Raw genomic sequence first — 18208 nt, forward strand, 5'->3', positions numbered from 1 at the left:
CGTCAATCCTCCTGCTTCTGAATGGGGGAAAGAGGCCAGGGATTTTCAGGCGACCATGGTGCCATACGCATCTCTGTCCTGGACCGCGCAAGACCTTCCAGGGTGGTGATAGAGCCCATATGACCGCCCAATCGTTCAAAATCCGCCAAGGGCAATGTGAATTCCAAGGGCGCTACCAGAGCAGGCGTGGGCACCGACCCGAAACTGTTTTCGGGCATGCGCAAGACATCGACCATCACGGTAATGCCACCGCCGGGCCAGACATAACAAGGCGCACCGCCCATAGTGACCCGGGTCAGACTGTCCTGTACAGACCGGGTCAGCCGCACAGGATTTTCCGTAACGCCCGCGCGCAAGCTGCCCCCCGCGCCTGCTACAAAGACGACCGAGCATAGGGCGGGTTCGCAATTTTCTGCGATACGATCGACCACGACCTGCAAGGGGGCGGGCATAGGGTGTATTTGTGGCATCAGATCTTCATCCAATTCACAATACAGCGAATCTTCACCGGTCGTACTAACCAGCAACAGACGCAATCCAGGCCAGGCTTTCTTTGGGTCGATTTTTTGGATGATCGACAGGGGGTCAGTGATATTCGTCCCCCCCCATCCTGATCCAGGCTCCGCGACCTTAAAATACCGCCCGGGCGTGGATTTTCGACCCTGAACACGAATGCCCGCCGGTTCCATCCCCAGATAAGCACCCGCCTGATGTTCGCTTAAAACACCGGTGATATGGTCATCCACGACGATCACCTCGTCGACATGCCCATGCCATTGCTGGGCAAAAATCCCAATAGTGGCCGACCCGCACCCAACGCGCATACGTTCTTCCCGTTTGCCGTCGATAACAGGGGCACGCCCGGCCTGCACATTTATCCGCGCACCGCCCTCAATTTCAAAATCAACACCTTGTTTATTACACAATTGAAGCATTGATTCACATGTGGTGACGCCTTCCTTTTTCGACCCCCCGGTCAAGTGCCGCACGCCGCCAAGGGATAGCATCTGGGATCCATATTCCGCCGTCGTCACATGGCCAACAGGTTCTCCATTATACAGAACGCTGGCCTGTTCCGGGCCGATATGACGATCGGTATCAATCTTCACCTTAACCGAACAATAGCTGAATATGCCCTCTGTCACGACAGTGACCGTATCCACGCCCTGCCACTGCCCCGATACGATAAACGGGGCGGGTTTATAGTCTGGATAGGTGGTCGTTGCCCCAATACCCGAAACAAAGACCGGGGACTGGCTGGTCAATTTCCCATCCCACGGCACGTCCCCTGACAGAAATGGAACAAGCGCACCATCTTCCGACGCAACAGTCTGGCTCATCAAAACCAGGGGATCCGTTCGGACCAGCGTTCCACCGTGATTGGCATAGCGATCACAGGCGCCGCTGCGCCCGTCACGAATACGGCATAGTACCGGACACGCATCACACCGAATGATATCCCCGTCCTTATCGGAAGGATCTATGGCTTGGGCTTCGACCGCAGGTGCTATTCGGGTTTCAGTCATTTCGCGCAGCCTTGATCGCCGCTAACACACGATGCGGCAAGGCAGGTACCTGAGTCATACGCGCGCCGGTCGCGTGGCGTATCCCCCCCAGAATTGCCGGAGCGGTTGGAATAAGCGCTGGTTCCCCTATCCCCTTCGCCCCGAATGGTCCTTCAGGGTCTTCGTCTTCAATCAGGATACACTCAATTTCCGGCATATCCCCAAAAGTTGGAATAAGGTAATCATGCAGATTTTCTGTTCGTCCCGGCAGATATTCCTCCATCAGGGCAAGGCCCAACCCCTGCGCAATTCCGCCATGGATCTGTCCCTCCACCAGCATTGGATTAATCGCCGTGCCGACATCATGGGCCGCGACCATGCGCAGGACTTTGACCGTTCCCAGTTCAATATCCACAGCCACTTCTGCAATCTGTGCCGCATAGCCATAGGAGATATAGGGAATACCCTGGCCATCCGCATCCAGCGCGGTTGTCGGCGGGTCATAGGTCCCCTGTCCCTCCAGCACCATTCCGGCCTGGTCGGCAGGAAGAGATGTCAGATCCAGATGGCGCACGCTGCCATCCTTTTCTTCGATCATCAGTTGGGATCCGTCTGGAAAGATTTGCGCCTCAGGCCCGGCATTACAATATCGCAGTATTTCGGTCCGCAAGGCTGCCCCAGCTGCCTGGGCTGCGCGCCCGGAAACCAATGTCTGACGCGATGCGGAAGTCTTTCCCGCATCCTGAGTTAAATCTGTATCCCCGACCACCTGGTGCAACAGATCAACAGAGATACCCAGCGCATCCGCACAGATTTGTGGCATAATCGTATAGCTGCCCTGACCAATATCCACCGCCCCGTTATACAGGGTGAACCGCCCCTTTTGATCCAGTGTCACCCGCATTTTAGACGGATTGGACATAGACGTATTGCCACAGCCATACCACATACAGCCAATGCCAACGCCGTGGCGAATGGGACCCTTGGTTGTCTGGTTGAAGCCTTCCGCCGCCGCGCGCCAGTCACGCCAGGCAGGCGCAACCGCCTCTAGACACTGCACCAACCCGGCCGACGCCCCCAAAACCTGACCGGTGGCTGTGGTATCGCCCGGCCCAATTGCGTTCTTAAGGCGAATTTGCAGGGGATCTAAATGCAGCTGTGCGGCCAGATCATCCATCAGTGTTTCCGTCGCGATAGCGGCCTGGGGCACACCAAAACCCCGAAAGGCGCCCGATGGAGGATTGTTGCTGTGCAAGGCACGGCTGGTCGCCAAAACATGGGGAATGCGATAGGGACCCGTGGCATGAACCGGCACCCGGCCGGCAACTGTCGGTCCCCAGGAGGCATAGGCCCCGGTATCAAAATCAGCGTGGAAGACCATCGACCGCAACGTGCCATCTGCCTCTGCTGCCAGGGATGCCTGAACAATAGCGGGATGACGTTTGGTGCTGGCCCGCATCGATTCCGGACGCGAATAGACCGTGCCAACGGGCCGCCCCAATATCCAGGCCGCAACCGCAATGATGGGCTGTACCCCAACATCCAGTTTGCCGCCAAAACCACCCCCACAGGTCACCGGCACGATGCGCACGGCATCATCTGGAATACCCAGAACATCGCGCACTTCTTCCTTGTCCATATAGGGGGCCTGGGTGGAGGCATAAACCTCGATCCGATCACCGACCCGTTTGGCATAACCGGCCTCAGGTTCGATATAGGCATGTTCGACAAAGGCGGTTCTAAAGCCGCCACTGGCAAGTGCGGCAGCCCCCGACAACGCAGGACCTGCATCCCCACGGGACACGCGCCCTCGGATCAGCGTATTTTTCTCTGCCTGGCCCGGATGCAATATTGCGGCACCGGGGTCGCAGGCCATTTCCATACTGGTAACGGCCGGCAATACGTTCCATTCGATCGGCAGATCAGAATCCGGCAAGGCTTCAATCGTTTCCCGATCCCCAACCACTGCAATCACCGCATCGCCACGATACAAGACCCTGCCGTCCGCCAGAACCGGCTGATCCTTGATATGAGGATAGATCCCATAACCATTGCGCCCCGGAATATCCGCTGCTGTCAGAATTCGATGCAAACCAGGCCACACCTGATAAACCGGCGCGAAATCCCCCAGCGTGAAGGTCGCATGGGCATGGGGCGAACGAACAACCCGCAACCACAGGCAATCGCTGGGCCATCCATCGGCCCCATAGGGCTGGGTCCCGTCCAGCTTATGGGCTGTGTCCAGGCGCAACAGGCGTGCCCCAACGGCACGACCTGCAATCGGTTCAACGGGATCCGCCCCACCAGTAACATCCAGTACGGCATCGATAATTTTAACATAGCCCGTACAGCGGCACAGCACGCCGCCCAGCGCATCCATCACCGATTGCCGGTTAGGCGGGCTGGGCTGATTGCGCAGCAGATCCATCGCTGCCATCAACATACCGGGCGTACAAATCCCACATTGCGCCGCCCCGTGCCGGTCGAACGCTGCCCGCAATCGCACCAGCATCGGGTCATTCGACTCTGCGGCCGTTTCGATTTTCTGTCCGGTAGCTTGTCCTGCGGGCACGAGGCAAGAGCAGACCTGCTGATCGTCCAGCAGGATCGTACAGGCCCCGCAATCGCCTGCGTCACAGCCAACCTTAACCGACGTAACACCACACTGATCCCGCAGCACCCGGCTGAGCCGTTGCCCCGGAGGTCCGGCAATCTTATGGACAACCCCATTGATTGTCAGGTCCAGTGTCTCTGTCATCGTGATATCATTCATGCGGCGACATCCATGCGACATTTCAAGGCAAGTGCGTTTAACAATCGCACAACAAGGATCTGCGCCGCCTCACGCCGATAGGCGGCGCTGGCGCGGGCATCATCTATTGGCTGCAAATCCGAAAAATAGGCGGCCGTCACAATCTGTGAGAAATCAACATCCAGGGGTAATCCCACCAACGCCGCCTCCAGTTCTGATAATCTTTGCGCGACGGCAGAACATGCCCCAATGGCCAGTGATACTGACGCGATCCTGCCGTCAGAAGTCGGGACTAGTATTCCAGCCACCATTGCAATCGAAATCACCAGATAATGCCTGGCCCCCAATTTCAGAAACGCGCTTTGTGCAGTCGGGTCTGGCTTTGGGATCGTCAATCCCGTCACAATCTCACAAGGCTGCAGCACTGTCTGGCGGTAACCGGTGATAAAATCCTGCAAGATGACAGTCCGCTCCCCCGCCGGGCCTGCTACGACAACCCGGCTGTCCAGCGCCAGCAGCGGCGGAATGCCATCGGCTGCTGGGGACGCATTGCATATATTGCCAGCCATGGTCCCGCGATTCTGAATCTGTACCCCGCCAACCTGAACGGATGCTGCTTTCAGGGCATCAAAAGCGGATGGCAAATTTGCGCGCTTCACATCAGACCATGTCGTGGTCGCGCCAATCCGGATACCCTGCGCATCCTCCGTAATTCCGCGCAATGCATCGATTCCAGTGATATCCAGAACAGAAACAGCAGGTGCCGGGGCGACACGGGCGGGGAAAAAATCGGTTCCACCGCCCAAAATGTTCAGTGTCGGGTCTTCCCGAAGGCAATCAATTGCCTGTGAAACCGTCGTCGGCCTGTGATAATTTCCAATGCTCATCAACCCCATCCATTCCACAAATGTCAAAATGGTTAAATTTCTATAATCATTTGTGTACGTATGAAGTGTGCGCCGGTTCATGATTGCTCGCAACAAAGAATTTTGTTGCTCCATAAATCAGAGCCCGCGCCGGAAATTCTGGTAAAATTTCGTTAGCAAATTTGTGCGACCCTATGATGGGCACAGTAAAAACATATACGACAAGTAAAAATTGAATAGAGAAAGGAACGCCCGCGTCATTTATTCGTAACAATATGCAACAAGAAGCATCAAGAACAACCTGTTGATTTCAATTGTAAAAATAAATAAACGAGGATAGCATGATCACTAACAAGATGGAATTAGTAGTGGGGGGAACCGCTTTCCTCTTGGATGACGGGGCGCAGACTGTTGCGCTATGAGGCGACATTAGGGGAATGGCTTCTGTAATGGACAGCGCCATCAACTTTGAAAAATCTCTCGCCGCCCAAGCGCTGCTGGCGTCTGGTGACCTAGCCTATTGCTGGAACCTGAAGGATGACAGCATCGCCTGGATTGGCAAACCAAAGCCTGTTTTGGGCACAGATACATTTTCAGACATATTAAGTGGCGAAGCCTTCAGCGAACGCCTGAATCCAGAAGACCTGGCGCGGCGCTTACAGGTTCTCAATCGCCATTTTGCTACCACCAAGCCCTATGACTGTGAATATCGGATTCGCCGTAAGGATGGCGCATTCTGCTGGGTTCACGATCGGGGCGGCGCCGTCTATGACGACGTTGGAACGCCGCATTTCATGTATGGCACCTTGCGGGTCGTAACAGGACGAAAACAGCAGGAAAGCCTGTTGGAACACCGCGCCAACTATGATGACCTGACAGGGCACCTCAATAAAGTCCGCCTGCGGGAAGCCTTGCAAAACGCCTTGTCCTATAACGAACGCTACAAGGTTTCCGGTGGATATCTGGCTGTTGGGATCGATAAACTGTCGATGATCAATGACGGGTACGGGCATGAAGCCGCCGATGCGGTCATCATCGGCGTTGGACAGCGGATTGAGCGCTGTCTGCGTGTAACCGATGTGATCGGACGCATCGGGGGGGATCGCTTTGGCTGCGTCCTTTCCCATTGTGATGAGAACGGGTTGACGATTACAGCAGAGAAAATTCTGGATTCCTTCCGATCAAGCCCCATCGAAACGCCCAGCGGGCCCGTGCATGTCACTGTCTCAGTTGGGGGGTCCCAGATTCCCGGTTTCATCCGCACGGCACTGGACGCCATGACCGGCGCGGAAAGCGCGCTGGCGGATGCCAAGGCGCAAGGCCGCAACTGCTTTGTAGCCTATCGGGTCACAGAAGAGCAACGCCTGCGCCAGCGCACCAATATTTCCCTGGGTGAAAAAGTCATGAAGGCCCTGGACGAGGGGCGCATCGTGCTGGCCTATCAACCGGTCGTCGACTCACAAACCCGGAAAACCAGCTATTACGAAACATTGATCCGCATGATTGATGAAGTTGGCGATATCATCACTGCGGGACAGTTCATTCCAATTGTTGAAAAGCTGGGTATGATCCGCCCTCTGGACCTTAGAGCCCTGGAGCTTGCTGTCACAGATCTGCGAGAATACCCGGATGTGCGATTGGCTGTGAATGTGTCCAGCCTGACCGTGACCGACCCGGCCTGGCTGCGCACCCTGGTCAGTCTGATCAAAGGCCGTTCTGACGTTGCAAAGCGCCTGACAATTGAAATCACGGAAACAGCCGCGCTGGAAGATTTTGACGTAACCGCTCGTTTCGTTAGCTCGGTTCGGGATCTGGGGTGCAAGGTGGCATTGGATGATTTTGGCTCCGGCTATACCTCTTTCCGGCACATGAAATCCCTGACCGTGGATGTGGTGAAAATCGACGGCGCCTTTGTCACCGATGTCGCGACCAACCGCGAAAATCAGATGTTCATTCGCACATTGTTGGGGCTGGCAGAGGGATTTGGGCTGCAAACGGTCGCTGAGTGTATTGAAACAGAGGAAGAAGCGGCCATCCTGACAAATGAAGGCGCAAATTTCCTGCAGGGCTGGTATTTTGGCCGCCCGGAAGTCAATCCGGCCTGGCGGAAGGCACCGAAAAAGAAACCCCTGAAAAGTGCCGATATTCTGACGATGAAGAAAAAAGTCCGTAAGGTTGGCAACGAGTAAGCCGATTCTGCAGCGGGTGTTGTATCAGCCCTTACGCAAAGCCTGCAGTTTTTTCTGCATTTCAGCCAATTGTTCCTCTAATTCTGAAACTTTTTCCGCGCCGCCTTGGGATGATGATCCTTTGCTGTCCGGCGGCGACTCTCCCGTCGGGAAGGGGGAAAACATCTGCATCGTGCGTTCAAACATTTCCATATTCTTTTTGCCCATCTCTTCCAGCGGGCCAAAAGGGAAGACAGTGCCGAAGGTTCCCTGCATATAGTCGCGCATCTTTTCCTGGTTTTCTGAGAAAGAGCGGATCGACAGGTCAAGATATTGCGGCAGCATCATGCGGTGCATATTGTCCCCATAATAGCCAATCAAACTGCGCAGAAAGCTGATCGGCAGCAGGTTCTGACCGGTCTTGCCTTCTTCTTCCACAATAATCTGTGTCAGGACAGAGCGCGTGATATCTTCGCCGGATTTCGCATCAAACACGGCGAAATCCACACCCTCCCGCACCATCTGGGAAAGATGATCCAGCGTAACATAGCTGCTGGTCGCAGTGTTATAAAGGCGTCGATTGGCGTATTTCTTAATCGTGATCGGATCCCCTTCCGACCCACGAGACGATTTACCGCTTTCCTGCTTTTCCTGGCTCATCATCACCAACCTTACCAATAATGCGCATATGGCCAACCCAACGCGCTTCAATAATATGCCTAGAAAGTGTGCACCTGTCAGCGCTGCAGCGCAATAGGCGCAACAGTGTTTTCGTTCCGGCCTGTAATCCCTATAGTGTTGGCACGATGACAACACACAAAAACACCAATCAGGGTCAGGGGTCGAAACAGGCCGAAACGCCAGCCCCGGATGCCCTGCCGGAAATCGCAGATCTGGCCCGGGACTTTGCCGATCTGTGGCAGGAACAACTTTCCGCCATGGCGGCCGATCCTTCCCTGGCAGCGGGCATGACCGAAACAATGAAGCTGTGGCAGCAAGGCCTGGCGATGATGGGCGGCACCCCGCCAAAGACGCCCGATCAAGGGGGACTGACCCAGGCATGGGGCGCTATGAATGCCGCCATGCAGGATGCGATGACCACCGCGCTGAGTGCCTGGACGCCACCGCAATCCAATACAGCCAAGGGTACAACTGGTATGCAGGCCAGTGGGGGAACGGAAAAAAATGGCGATAAAGACCAAACCGCACCAAAGGCTGGGGCCGCGCCCACTGCCCATCCATCTGATGGCAGCGAACGCCTATTACATGAGCTTGATCGCCGCTTCGCTGACCTTGAAGGGCGAATCAATCGTCTGGAGTCCCGATCTGAAGCTGCGCGCGCGGGAACTGATGGGGCGGCTGGAAGCCCTGGCCCCGCACCCTCAAAAAAAGCCAAATCAAAAAAAGCCACCGCCAGAAAATCAGCCGCAAAAAAAATCCACGCGAAAAAGCCAGCACGCTGACGCTGAGGCACTGCGGCAAGAGCCGAGCATTGATGTGCTTTTCACTCAGGCCGTAGAAGCTGAAGCGCGCCAACGATTGGGCGCGATGTTGAAGGGCATAAATGCCTATCGCCATCATCCCTATCACCGATCGGCTTCAGAACCTGATATTCTGTGGCGGGAAGGCACCAGCCAATTGCTGGACTATAGGCGTTTTCGCACAGAATCTAAAAACAACCGTCCCGTATTGTTGATCCCGTCCCTGGTCAATCGCGCCTATATTATGGACCTGCAACAGGACCACAGTTTCGCACGTCATTTGGCGCAGGCTGGTCATTCCGTCTTTCTGTTGGATTGGAATGCGCCGGGGGCAATAGAACAGACATTCGATCTGGGGGATTACATCGCCAGAACACGCCGTGCGATTGATGCCTGTGCGGCGCAATGCGGCACCCCAATTGCCGCGATCGGATATTGCATGGGGGGAATTTTGGCGCTTGCCGCTTCGCTTGGCATTCAGGACCGTGTCGATGCCTTGATCCTGATGGCGACACCCTGGGATTTTCACGCCGAACGGCCGGATCAGGCCAAAGCACTGGCGGCCTTGCTACCAGGATTGGAACCCGGCATGACACAATCAGGTGAACTGGCCGTCGATGTGTTGCAAGCCTTGTTCGCCGGATTAGACCCAATGCTGGCTGTTCGTAAATTCATAACCTTCGCCCATCACGACACAAACAGCACCGCGGCCCGGTCCTTTGTCGCCCTGGAAGACTGGCTGAATGATGGCGTGGCCCTGGCGGCGCCCGTTGCGCGCGACTGTATCGCCGGATGGTATGGAAGAAACGCCACCGCACAGGGCACATGGCGCGTCGATGGATTGCCTTGCGACCCATCACAATGGTCTAAACCCACCCTGGCCCTGATTCCCGCGGCTGACAGAATCGTCCCCCCCGCATCTGCCCGTGCTTTGGCAGCGACGTTACCACGGTGCCTTGAACTGACGCCGCCAGTCGGCCACATTGGTATGATGACAGCGCGCAACGCACGAGCAGCAGTATGGGACCCCGTGCTAGAGTTTTTGTCGGACCCGGAAGGGTCGATGCCACTATAGTGAAACGCATCCCTTGATCCATTGCAGCACACAGGAGTATTGTGCGTTGCACAAAACACGCGCGATGAAAAAGGCGAAGATCCATTCCATCGCATCATGATCGCGAAACAGACTTTATTGGAGGAGCACCCCTATGACAGATATCGTAATCGTCAGTGCCGCACGGACCCCGGTCGGGTCATTTAATGGCGCGCTAAGCGGGGTTTCTGCCTCGCATCTGGGCGCGGTGGCCATTAAGGAGGCATTAAGCCGCGCTGGCGTGGCCCCGGAAGAAGTTGATGAAGTGATCATGGGCCAGATCCTGATCGCCGGTACCGGTCAGAACCCGGCCCGACAGGCTGCTGTAGAGGCGGGCATCCCCTATGATAAAACGGCGTATCAGATGAACCAGCTTTGTGGTTCTGGCTTGCGCACCGTGGCGCTGGGCATGCAGTCCATCCTGGCCGGTGATGCGACTATCGTCGTCGCCGGTGGTCAGGAAAGCATGAGCCAGGCCCCCCATGCCGCGCATCTGCGCAACGGCCAGAAAATGGGCGACCTGAGCTTCACGGATACGATGATCAAGGACGGCCTGTGGTGCGCCTTTAACGGCTATCACATGGGCAATACGGCGGAGAATGTCGCCCGCCAATGGCAATTGACCCGCGAGGAGCAGGATCAGTTTGCCGTTGCCTCTCAGAACAAGGCTGAAGACGCTCAGAAGGCCGGCCGCTTCAAGGATGAAATCGTGCCCGTCACGATCAAAACCCGGAAAGGTGAAGTCGTCGTTTCCGATGATGAATACCCCAAGCACGGCACCACGATTGAAAGCCTGGGTAAGCTGCGCCCGGCTTTTGATAAGGAAGGGACCGTCACGGCCGGGAATGCATCGGGCATTAATGATGGGGCTTCCAGCGTCGTCCTGATGACCGCCGCCGAAGCCGCCAAGCGCGGGCTTACTCCCCTGGCGCGGATCGCCTCCTGGGCGACGGCGGGGGTTGATCCTGCAATTATGGGGACTGGCCCCATTCCCTCCTCTCGTAAAGCACTGGAAAAGGCTGGCTGGTCTGCCGACGACCTGGACCTGATCGAAGCCAATGAGGCCTTTGCCGCACAGGCCCTGGCCGTGAACAAAGACATGGGCTGGGATACGTCCAAGGTAAACGTGAATGGGGGGGCCATCGCCCTGGGCCACCCGGTCGGGGCGTCCGGCAACCGCGTGTTTGTCACGCTGCTGCATGAAATGGTCAAGCGCGACGCCAAAAAGGGCCTGGCAACCCTGTGCATCGGCGGTGGCATGGGCATTGCGATGTGTGTAGAGCGCGAATAAGTCGAAAGACAGATACAACAGCAAAGGCCCCGTCGGATATCCAGCGGGGCCTTTTCTTTTTAGCATCTCAAAAAAGGGGGGAGACAGCAGCGCTATCTCCCCCAATTTCACTCAGCGATGGTGCCTGGCCTCCTTCAGGCTCTCAGTCGGAGGCCACGCCAAGTGTGGGATGATCTGTCAGCATCGGCGCACCATATAGGGGTTTGCTTACACCCTGGTGGCAGGTATTGCAGGAAACCTTGCCAATGTCGCCTTGTGGGCCCAGATGAGCCTCCGGCAACAAGGGCTGCAAGGGCATGACAAAGGTATTGTTAATGTCACGCGCCATGCGAATTCCATACCAGGCCTTGGTCCGGACCGGGTTGCTTTGCTCCCAGTTCCCAAGGGCGCGGGTATTGTGACAGAATGTACAGTTCTGACCCAAAGAGTCAGACATATGCATCATCAACGAATAAGTGCTTTCAGTGGCTTGCAGGCCAACGCCGGGCTGTCCGGCGATCGGCAAGGCACTGGCACTTTGTACCCGGATGTTACCATCTTCGACCAATAACTGCTCCAGGGCTGTATAAGGAAGGGATGTATAACCTGCCCGTTCCGTCGCTACATTCTGGCCCTGACGTTTGGCATTAAAGCCACCCGCAGACTCGGCGGGTCCACTTTCCAGGAACCAGGCCTGCTGAGGGACCGGATTGCCCCGGTGACAGGTGTAACAGTTCACGCCCGTGTCAGCGACGTGATCCTTCCATTGGCTATTGATGGTCTTGGTCATTTGCAGCATGCGCCGCGCCACCTGCTTGGCATAGACTTCTTCCGAAGCCATATTCTCAACATTGTGACAATAGGCGCAGCTTTGATCCGGCGAGACCCAGGCGGTGATGGAGATCATCAAAGCCGTGAACTCATCTTCCGTCAGATCGCCCAGAACCTCAACATTCTGATAGATTTCTGAGGCTTTGGGCCCGCCTGGCTCCGTTGGGCCATAAGAGTCCGGCGCTTGATTGGCTTCTACCAGTTTTGCCTCGGTACGCGGATTGACACCTTCTTCCATACCGGTTCCGCGAAACCCTTGCTGAACGGTATCGATGGGGGGACGTTCGAAGCTGACGATAAGCTGAACACCAAGCAATGCAGCAACGATCAGTACGATTGGAATGAGCGCTTTCATCAGTTGCCTCCCATCTGTGGGTCAACGGCAGCGGGATCCCAGACCGGTGGATAAGCTGGTGCAACCCCGTGCTTCACAGCCCACAGGTACCAGTTATCAACCACGGTCCCGGTCAGCAGTATGCCGATACCGCCTACCAATGTGGTAAGGACGGCAAACCACCATGCCCAGCGGTGAATACTTTCCATCGAAGCGTTGAAGCCCATCGTCCAGCGCCAGAACAAGGCGGCGCGTTCAGAGGCCGTACCCCGATCCACGATCTGTTCGATTTCCCGATCACCGCCATAGCGGGTCACGGCCAGGATGGTCGCCCCGTGCATGGCAAACAACAGTGCCGACCCATACAGGAAGGCAATGGAGAGCATATGGAACGGATTGTAGAACAGGTTGCCGTATCGCAGCGAGAAGGCCGCCGTCCAGTCCAGATGCGGGAAGATGCCAAAGGGTACCGCCTCACTCCAGCTGCCCATCAGCAAGGGTCGTATGAACCCCAGAACAAGGAACAACCAGATCGCAGACGCAAAGGCCCAAGCGACATGCGTACCCATCCCATGGGCCCTGGCCCGTGTATAGACCCGCACCCACCATAACATCACAGACAGGGTCAGGAAGAACCCGGCCATCAGCCACCATCCGCCTTCCGCCAGGGGCGGAATCGACAGACCGTATTCTGGCGCAGGCGGCTCCAACCCCAGCCAGAAAAGCTGGCGTATGAATTCTATTGGATCCCAGTTGACCGAGGCCAGCATGTTAAACCCGATAATCATGAAAGAGGTCAGACCCGCTGCCAAAGCAGCCACCCCGGTAAAGCCGAGATAGAAGGGACCGATCTGTGCGTCCCCGATGCGGCCCATCAACGTGCTCTTGCCCGTTGTTTTGCCACGCCACAGGGGGCTGTCTCCCGCCTCTACGCCCAGATCCGGTGCTCCATGGACCTGAATGCGCGTGAAGATGTTTTGATACTCAACCATGGTTCGTCCCTCCTCAAGACCAGAACGGCAGGCTCAGCCACCAGTTCCACCATTCAGGCCAGCCCCGTGTCCAAAGCGGGCCGCTGATGACAATACAGACCGCGCTGAAGAAGACCGCCGCCAAAGCCAGAAACAGGCCGAGGCGGTGAATGCCCAAGGTTCCAATCGAATAGCCGATGCTGTCGCGGAAGAAGGAGTTTTCATGCTCCGCCGTGCGTACTGTTTCGCCTTCCTTCGGATTGACCGATGACAGGATCAGCGCGCCGTGCAGGGCAAGCGCCAATGCCGTTGTAAAGAAGAACGAAACCGCGATCATATGGGCTGGATTGTAGTGGAAGTGCAGGTACTGATACCCAACGTTAGATACCCAGTCGAGGTGGCTTAGGATACCATAGGGGAAACCATGTCCCCAGGCGCCAAGCAACAGCGGCCGGACCACAACAAGTGTGATATAGGCTCCGATAGCAAATGCGAAGGCGATTGGAACGTGGAGCCCAATCCCAAGCTTTCTGCAAATCTCGACCTCTCGTAACGCCCAGGAGATAAAGGACCCGATGGCACAGATCGTCACGATCTGCCATAGCCCGCCCTCCATCAATGGCGCGAAACCCAGACCATAAGACAGGTCTGGCGGTGCAATGTTAATTTGCCATGGGTTCCAGGTTCCTCCCTGAGAAGCCCCGTACAGTATAAGAACGGTGCCCAGCCCGGCGAAGAACGCCGTCGTCACGCCGAAGAAGCCGACGTAAAAGGGTCCGACCCAGAAATCGAACAAGTCTCCGCCGATCAGGGTTCCACCGCGGACGCGATATTTTTTTTCAAAGTTGAGCATAGACATCGCTCAATCCTCCGGGCCGTTGCCACGATTAGTGTTGGTCGGTTCAGCGGGCGGGCCAATGACCCTTTGGGTAAGACCTGCGGGAGTTGCCCCGCCCGTTGATCCAAGTCGGTGCCCCGCCGCCCGAACGGGGTCGATAGCTCGACCGCGTCCGGGGCAGGCGGTGCCCCAGCTGAATTGCCCTTACGGGTTCATCAGCCAGTTGAAGCGTTCGGTGCTCAGCAGGACGAAGTGAATCATCGCAGCCAAGGCGAACAGGAAAACCCCTTGCGCAACCATTACGCGGCGGGGATCGAAAAGCAGCCAAATGCGCCACATTGGTCTCTCCTCCTATCCGATAACGGAAGTTAGGGTTAATGCCGCGGTATGCAGCCCGTCAGAAACGGACGCCATGCCGTCACCTTGTAACCAGGGGCGCCATGCCCAGACCAGGATGTGAGCAACCACAGCCACTGCCACGAAGAGGAAGAACCCCTGCATGTAGTATTTGTGGAACTCTTGAGCTTCCTGTTCTGACAGGCCAGACATGGAATTTGCCATATCAAAACCTCCCTTACTTAGGCCCGAAGGCCGTTACCACGTTGCCTACGTGGCGAGGTACTATCGATGCCGAATTTTACTTCGACACCGACGCTCCACCCCCAGCCTCTGTCCGGTAACCCGGATCAGAATTCGAGGAGTGAACCCGGTCGCTGCGCTTACAAGCCGTGGCCTAGCGCATGAAAGCGAAGGGAACCGTCCCGTTCGCGCGAATTCGTGCTTCCTCAAAAACCGATCGGACCTGGCCTTGGCCGCCGAACATCTGCCAGCGCCAGGGCAAAAGGCGGGCGATGATCCCTGCCCCCAGAAATGCCGTGAACCCGATGGAATAGAGAAGCTTGTATTCCAGTCTTTCCCGCTGCGCATCGCGCGCTGGGACGAAACTTGCGTCTTCAAGACCGATTGCCATTTTTAGTCCCTTCCAAAATCGGCCCCGAGGGACCGTCTTGCCGCAGCCCATTCGCCGCGGCGGTAAACTTCCAAACGCTGACCTAAGCCGCCCGCCCACTCATCAACTGGGTGCGGGCACGTACCAAATCGTCTATCGAGACCGTATTGCGATCCGCCTGCTGCGCTGTTGCTTCTGCGCGATCACGCAGAGACTTTGCTGCTGAAATTCGACTGATCACCGGATACATCTCAACCGCCTTGTCCAGCGCCACACGGGCGTCTTCATCCCAGGGCATGTCACGGCGCAGGCGGGTTGGCGTCGATTCCGCCATATCCAATTGCGATCCAAGAGGGATGATGTGGAACAAGGTGTCGAACAGGGCGTTGCAGATTTCCTGCACCAGATAGGTTGCACCGGAATAGCCCATATAGGGGGATCCGGTATGGCGCCGAATGAAGGTGCCGGGGAAGCTGGCCGGGACAAAGGTCGCGCGGCTGTTCACTTCGGCCATATACATGCGCTCGTTAAAACTGCCGAAAACCACCATGGGGGTCTTTTCCTGAACCAGCTTGCGCACGGCATTGTTGTCGGTTTTCTTACCCGCCAGCCGGGATACTGCGAAGTGACAGGGCAGGCCCAGATCATTTTCCAGGAAGTTGCGGATGCCACGGGAATAGGTTTCTGGTGCGACGATGCCAAAGCTGGCCGTGCCAAAGAAATCCTGCGTAACCGACCGCCACAGATCCCATAGCGGTTTGATGGTCGTGTGCTTTTCCCGCTCAATAAAGGGCTCAGGATCCAGCGACAGTAACTCTCCCAGCTTACGCAGGAATTTCGTTGTGCTGTCCAGGCCAATGGGCGCTTGCAGATAGGGCTTTTCCAAACCTTCGCACAACAGCCGCCCGAATTCGCGATACAGGCAGATATTCACATCCGCATCAACCAAGCGGCCAACATCCGATAGATGGCTGCCCAAGGGGAAGACCATATTGATTTCAGCCCCAATGCCTTCGACCAAACGGCGGATTTCCGCGAGGTCAGAGGGCATATTGAACATGCCATAGGCGGGCCCGATAATGTTCACGCGGGGTTTTGCATCCGCAGCGCGCTTCTTCGCCTTGGGCAGCTTGCCACCCTTTTTGGCACCATATTCGGTCCACAGCCAATACAGCGCGCGATCCGCGCTCTGCCATTGGTCTTCGTCGATGGTGCGCGGCAGGAAGCGACGGATGCCGGTCCCTTCTGGGGTCACGCCGCCACCGATCATCTCCGCGATAGACCCTGTGACAACCACGGCAGGCAGATCAGGATCCAGCGCGGCATGGGCGCGTTTCATCGCCTCTTCCGTGCCGGTCTGACCCAATTCCTCTTCACCCAGGCCGGTGACGACGATGGGCAGTTCATGCGGGGGCAGGCCATCTGTGTAATGCAGGACGGACGTTACCGGCAGATTCTCACAGCCCACAGGTCCATCAATGATGACCTGTAATCCCTTGATCGCGGTGAAGACATAAACCGATCCCCAATAGCCGCCGGCGCGATCATGATCCTGGACTAGCATCCGACCGCTCCTTCCACTTTATCAGCAGAGCGCGCGGCAGTGGCGCGTTCCCGTGCCTTGGCGTTGCGCAGGCGGAAATCAGGCTTGTCTTCCGGAACGTCTTCCCAGATGCCCGCATGGTCGCCCGTGCCGACGCCTTCGAAGAATTCTTTCATCTTGTCGAAGCGGCCCTTATTGGCGATCGCCGCATTGACGATCTGGCCCAATTGCCCAGCCCCGGCAGGCCCCATCAGCGGGCGCGCGGAAATCAGATTGGTGAAGTAGAGACCGGGAATGCCCAGCTCTTTGGCCTTCTGAACCACCGGCGTCGTCCCGATGGCCAGGTCCGGGGTGAATTCCCGCACTGCCGCCAGATCTTCTTCCAAAGAGGCGCGGTAATTGACCTGAACACCATGGGATTCCAGCCAGTCGCGATCCGGGTCGGACCATTTTGTTTTGGGGCAGGCTGTGCCGACATAGGGCACTTCCGCTCCGCTTTCGATCAGCAAACGCGCGACGATTAATTCGGAGCCCTCATAGCCAGACAGAGTCACGCGCCCTTTGATCTGTGCGCCACTCAATGCCTCCGCAATCGCTGGCAGGAAAGCATTTTTGGAGGCCGCGACCTTGTCTTTGGCAATGCCACAGGCTTCCCCGATGCTGTCCAGCCACATCGCCGTGCCGTCATGACCAATGGGCGCAGACCCGACAATCGGGCGACCGGCTGCCGTGAATTCGCGGCAGGATGCGGTATAGAAAGGATGGATTGCGGCAACCGCTGCACAGTCCAGGGCGGAATAAAGCTCACGCCATTCGCGGGTCGGGACCACAGGACCAGCAGCCAGGCCCATCGGGGCCAGCATCATGCCGATTCCCACCGGGTCGGCCGGGAACATTTCGCCCAACAGCGTGATCGTCGGCTTATCGCTGACGCCACCGACGGGGGCTTGAACCGGACCAGCCTCAACCTCTGTGCGGGCATATTTCAGCATCGCACCGGCCAGGACATCTTTCGCCTCAGCATGCGTGGGAACACCAAAGCCCGGCACATCGATACCAACGATGCGCACACCGTTGATTTCCTTGGGCAGCATCTGCAACGGAATGCCAGACGCGGTCGGGACACACAGATTGGTGACGATCACCGCGTCATAGCGTTCCGGATCGGCGATTTCATGCACCGCATCGCGGATGTCTTCATACAGTTTGCCGGTGACCAGTGTTTCCGAATTGAACGGCACATAACCAACCGAGCGGCGCGCGCCATAGAAGTGACTGGTAAAGGTCAGCCCATAAACGCAGCAGGCCGATCCAGACAGGATTGTTGCCGTGCGCCGCATCCGCAGACCGACCCGCAAGGACCCAAAGGCCGGGCACATGCCCTGAGGCTTATCATGGGGACCAACCGGATAATCAGCGGCGTATTGGTCCAGGATTTCAGACTTGCCCGCTGCCTCTGCCGCTGCACGCATCTGCGCAGCACCGCTGTGACAGCCCTGCCCGTCGGCACCGGTCGGATTGACCGGAGTCTTCGACAAATCAACACTGGAAGCAGCGCTTTCGATGTCGCTGGTCAGTGTTTTGTCTGGGGCATCATAGGGCATACC

Annotated in this window: 16 protein-coding genes; 4 read left to right on the forward strand and 12 right to left on the reverse strand. The window is 56.9% G+C overall.

Annotated features, from left to right (window positions below; genetic code table 11):
• Positions 1–2 precede the first annotated feature (2 nt).
• Genes ACOSDM_RS17650 through ACOSDM_RS17660 form a run of 3 tightly spaced genes read right to left on the reverse strand, consistent with a single transcriptional unit; the run spans position 3 to position 5144 of the window.
• Positions 3–1526, reverse strand: coding sequence for a 6-hydroxynicotinate reductase (locus ACOSDM_RS17650; RefSeq protein WP_420725882.1), 1524 nt, complete (start codon positions 1524–1526; stop codon positions 3–5).
• Positions 1519–4278, reverse strand: a complete 2760-nt coding sequence (locus tag ACOSDM_RS17655; protein ID WP_420725883.1) for a molybdopterin-dependent oxidoreductase — start codon at positions 4276–4278, stop codon at positions 1519–1521. Before ACOSDM_RS17655 ends, ACOSDM_RS17650 begins: the two co-directional genes overlap by 8 nt.
• Entirely contained in the window at positions 4275–5144 is an 870-nt protein-coding gene (locus tag ACOSDM_RS17660) for an FAD binding domain-containing protein (RefSeq protein WP_420725884.1), read from the reverse strand. Before ACOSDM_RS17660 ends, ACOSDM_RS17655 begins: the two co-directional genes overlap by 4 nt.
• A gap of 416 nt (positions 5145–5560) precedes the next feature.
• Here ACOSDM_RS17660 and ACOSDM_RS17665 point away from each other — a divergent pair, with 416 nt between their 5' ends.
• Positions 5561–7312: a putative bifunctional diguanylate cyclase/phosphodiesterase gene (locus ACOSDM_RS17665; protein ID WP_420725885.1), complete on the forward strand. Its 1752-nt coding sequence runs from the start codon at positions 5561–5563 to the stop codon at positions 7310–7312.
• A gap of 24 nt (positions 7313–7336) precedes the next feature.
• Here ACOSDM_RS17665 and phaR read toward each other — a convergent pair whose 3' ends face one another.
• On the reverse strand, positions 7337–7951 hold the full coding sequence (gene phaR, locus ACOSDM_RS17670; RefSeq protein WP_420725886.1) for a polyhydroxyalkanoate synthesis repressor PhaR: 615 nt from the start codon (positions 7949–7951) through the stop codon (positions 7337–7339).
• A gap of 146 nt (positions 7952–8097) precedes the next feature.
• On the opposite strand from phaR, the gene ACOSDM_RS17675 reads away from it, so the two are divergent.
• The 3 genes from ACOSDM_RS17675 (at position 8098) to ACOSDM_RS17685 (ending at position 11156) form a co-directional block, all read left to right on the forward strand.
• Positions 8098–8754 carry a hypothetical protein gene (locus ACOSDM_RS17675; protein ID WP_420725887.1) on the forward strand — a complete coding sequence of 219 codons (657 nt, stop codon included), beginning with the start codon at positions 8098–8100 and terminating at the stop codon, positions 8752–8754.
• A 34-nt stretch (positions 8755–8788) separates the two neighbouring features.
• Positions 8789–9847 carry an alpha/beta fold hydrolase gene (locus tag ACOSDM_RS17680; RefSeq protein WP_420725888.1) on the forward strand — a complete coding sequence of 353 codons (1059 nt, stop codon included), beginning with the start codon at positions 8789–8791 and terminating at the stop codon, positions 9845–9847.
• A gap of 133 nt (positions 9848–9980) precedes the next feature.
• Positions 9981–11156 carry an acetyl-CoA C-acetyltransferase gene (locus ACOSDM_RS17685; protein WP_420725889.1) on the forward strand — a complete coding sequence of 392 codons (1176 nt, stop codon included), beginning with the start codon at positions 9981–9983 and terminating at the stop codon, positions 11154–11156.
• 142 nt (positions 11157–11298) lie between these two features.
• Here ACOSDM_RS17685 and pufC read toward each other — a convergent pair whose 3' ends face one another.
• The 8 genes from pufC to bchY all read right to left on the reverse strand — a co-directional run bounded on the left by pufC (position 11299) and on the right by bchY (position 18205).
• The gene (gene pufC, locus ACOSDM_RS17690; protein WP_420725890.1) at positions 11299–12321 is read right to left on the reverse strand and encodes a photosynthetic reaction center cytochrome PufC; all 1023 of its coding nucleotides are present in this window, start codon (positions 12319–12321) and stop codon (positions 11299–11301) included.
• The gene (gene pufM, locus ACOSDM_RS17695; protein ID WP_420725891.1) at positions 12321–13292 is read right to left on the reverse strand and encodes a photosynthetic reaction center subunit M; all 972 of its coding nucleotides are present in this window, start codon (positions 13290–13292) and stop codon (positions 12321–12323) included. The genes pufC and pufM overlap by 1 nt, the downstream gene beginning before the upstream one ends.
• A gap of 13 nt (positions 13293–13305) precedes the next feature.
• Positions 13306–14130 carry a photosynthetic reaction center subunit L gene (pufL, locus tag ACOSDM_RS17700; protein WP_420725892.1) on the reverse strand — a complete coding sequence of 275 codons (825 nt, stop codon included), beginning with the start codon at positions 14128–14130 and terminating at the stop codon, positions 13306–13308.
• Positions 14131–14313: 183 nt separating this feature from the next.
• Positions 14314–14448, reverse strand: coding sequence for a light-harvesting antenna LH1, alpha subunit (pufA, locus tag ACOSDM_RS17705; RefSeq protein WP_420725893.1), 135 nt, complete (start codon positions 14446–14448; stop codon positions 14314–14316).
• A gap of 12 nt (positions 14449–14460) precedes the next feature.
• Entirely contained in the window at positions 14461–14670 is a 210-nt protein-coding gene (pufB, locus tag ACOSDM_RS17710; RefSeq protein ID WP_420725894.1) for a light-harvesting antenna LH1, beta subunit, read from the reverse strand.
• Between the two features lie 172 nt (positions 14671–14842).
• A complete protein-coding gene (locus tag ACOSDM_RS17715) occupies positions 14843–15079 on the reverse strand; it encodes a hypothetical protein (protein ID WP_420725895.1) in 237 nt (78 codons plus the stop codon).
• 82 nt (positions 15080–15161) lie between these two features.
• Positions 15162–16622 (reverse strand): chlorophyllide a reductase subunit Z, encoded by a 1461-nt coding sequence (gene bchZ, locus ACOSDM_RS17720; protein WP_420725896.1) that lies wholly within the window; start codon positions 16620–16622, stop codon positions 15162–15164.
• Positions 16616–18205 (reverse strand): chlorophyllide a reductase subunit Y, encoded by a 1590-nt coding sequence (bchY, locus tag ACOSDM_RS17725; RefSeq protein WP_420725897.1) that lies wholly within the window; start codon positions 18203–18205, stop codon positions 16616–16618. The genes bchZ and bchY overlap by 7 nt, the downstream gene beginning before the upstream one ends.
• Positions 18206–18208: the final 3 nt, after the last annotated feature.

Origin of the sequence: Hwanghaeella sp. LZ110 (genome assembly GCF_048892525.1) — a bacterium.
In the GTDB taxonomy this organism is placed as follows: domain Bacteria; phylum Pseudomonadota; class Alphaproteobacteria; order UBA8366; family Aestuariispiraceae; genus Pacificispira.

Coding starts and splice junctions, on each gene's coding strand:
- ACOSDM_RS17650 (WP_420725882.1), bottom strand. CDS start 1,526: ATGACTGAAACCCGAATAGCACCTGCGGTCGAAGCCCAAGCCATAGAT.
- ACOSDM_RS17655 (WP_420725883.1), bottom strand. CDS start 4,278: ATGAATGATATCACGATGACAGAGACACTGGACCTGACAATCAATGGG.
- ACOSDM_RS17660 (WP_420725884.1), bottom strand. CDS start 5,144: ATGAGCATTGGAAATTATCACAGGCCGACGACGGTTTCACAGGCAATT.
- ACOSDM_RS17665 (WP_420725885.1), top strand. CDS start 5,561: ATGGCTTCTGTAATGGACAGCGCCATCAACTTTGAAAAATCTCTCGCC.
- phaR (WP_420725886.1), bottom strand. CDS start 7,951: ATGAGCCAGGAAAAGCAGGAAAGCGGTAAATCGTCTCGTGGGTCGGAA.
- ACOSDM_RS17675 (WP_420725887.1), top strand. CDS start 8,098: ATGACAACACACAAAAACACCAATCAGGGTCAGGGGTCGAAACAGGCC.
- ACOSDM_RS17685 (WP_420725889.1), top strand. CDS start 9,981: ATGACAGATATCGTAATCGTCAGTGCCGCACGGACCCCGGTCGGGTCA.
- pufC (WP_420725890.1), bottom strand. CDS start 12,321: ATGAAAGCGCTCATTCCAATCGTACTGATCGTTGCTGCATTGCTTGGT.
- pufM (WP_420725891.1), bottom strand. CDS start 13,292: ATGGTTGAGTATCAAAACATCTTCACGCGCATTCAGGTCCATGGAGCA.
- pufL (WP_420725892.1), bottom strand. CDS start 14,130: ATGTCTATGCTCAACTTTGAAAAAAAATATCGCGTCCGCGGTGGAACC.
- pufA (WP_420725893.1), bottom strand. CDS start 14,448: ATGTGGCGCATTTGGCTGCTTTTCGATCCCCGCCGCGTAATGGTTGCG.
- pufB (WP_420725894.1), bottom strand. CDS start 14,670: ATGGCAAATTCCATGTCTGGCCTGTCAGAACAGGAAGCTCAAGAGTTC.
- ACOSDM_RS17715 (WP_420725895.1), bottom strand. CDS start 15,079: ATGGCAATCGGTCTTGAAGACGCAAGTTTCGTCCCAGCGCGCGATGCG.
- bchZ (WP_420725896.1), bottom strand. CDS start 16,622: ATGCTAGTCCAGGATCATGATCGCGCCGGCGGCTATTGGGGATCGGTT.
- bchY (WP_420725897.1), bottom strand. CDS start 18,205: ATGCCCTATGATGCCCCAGACAAAACACTGACCAGCGACATCGAAAGC.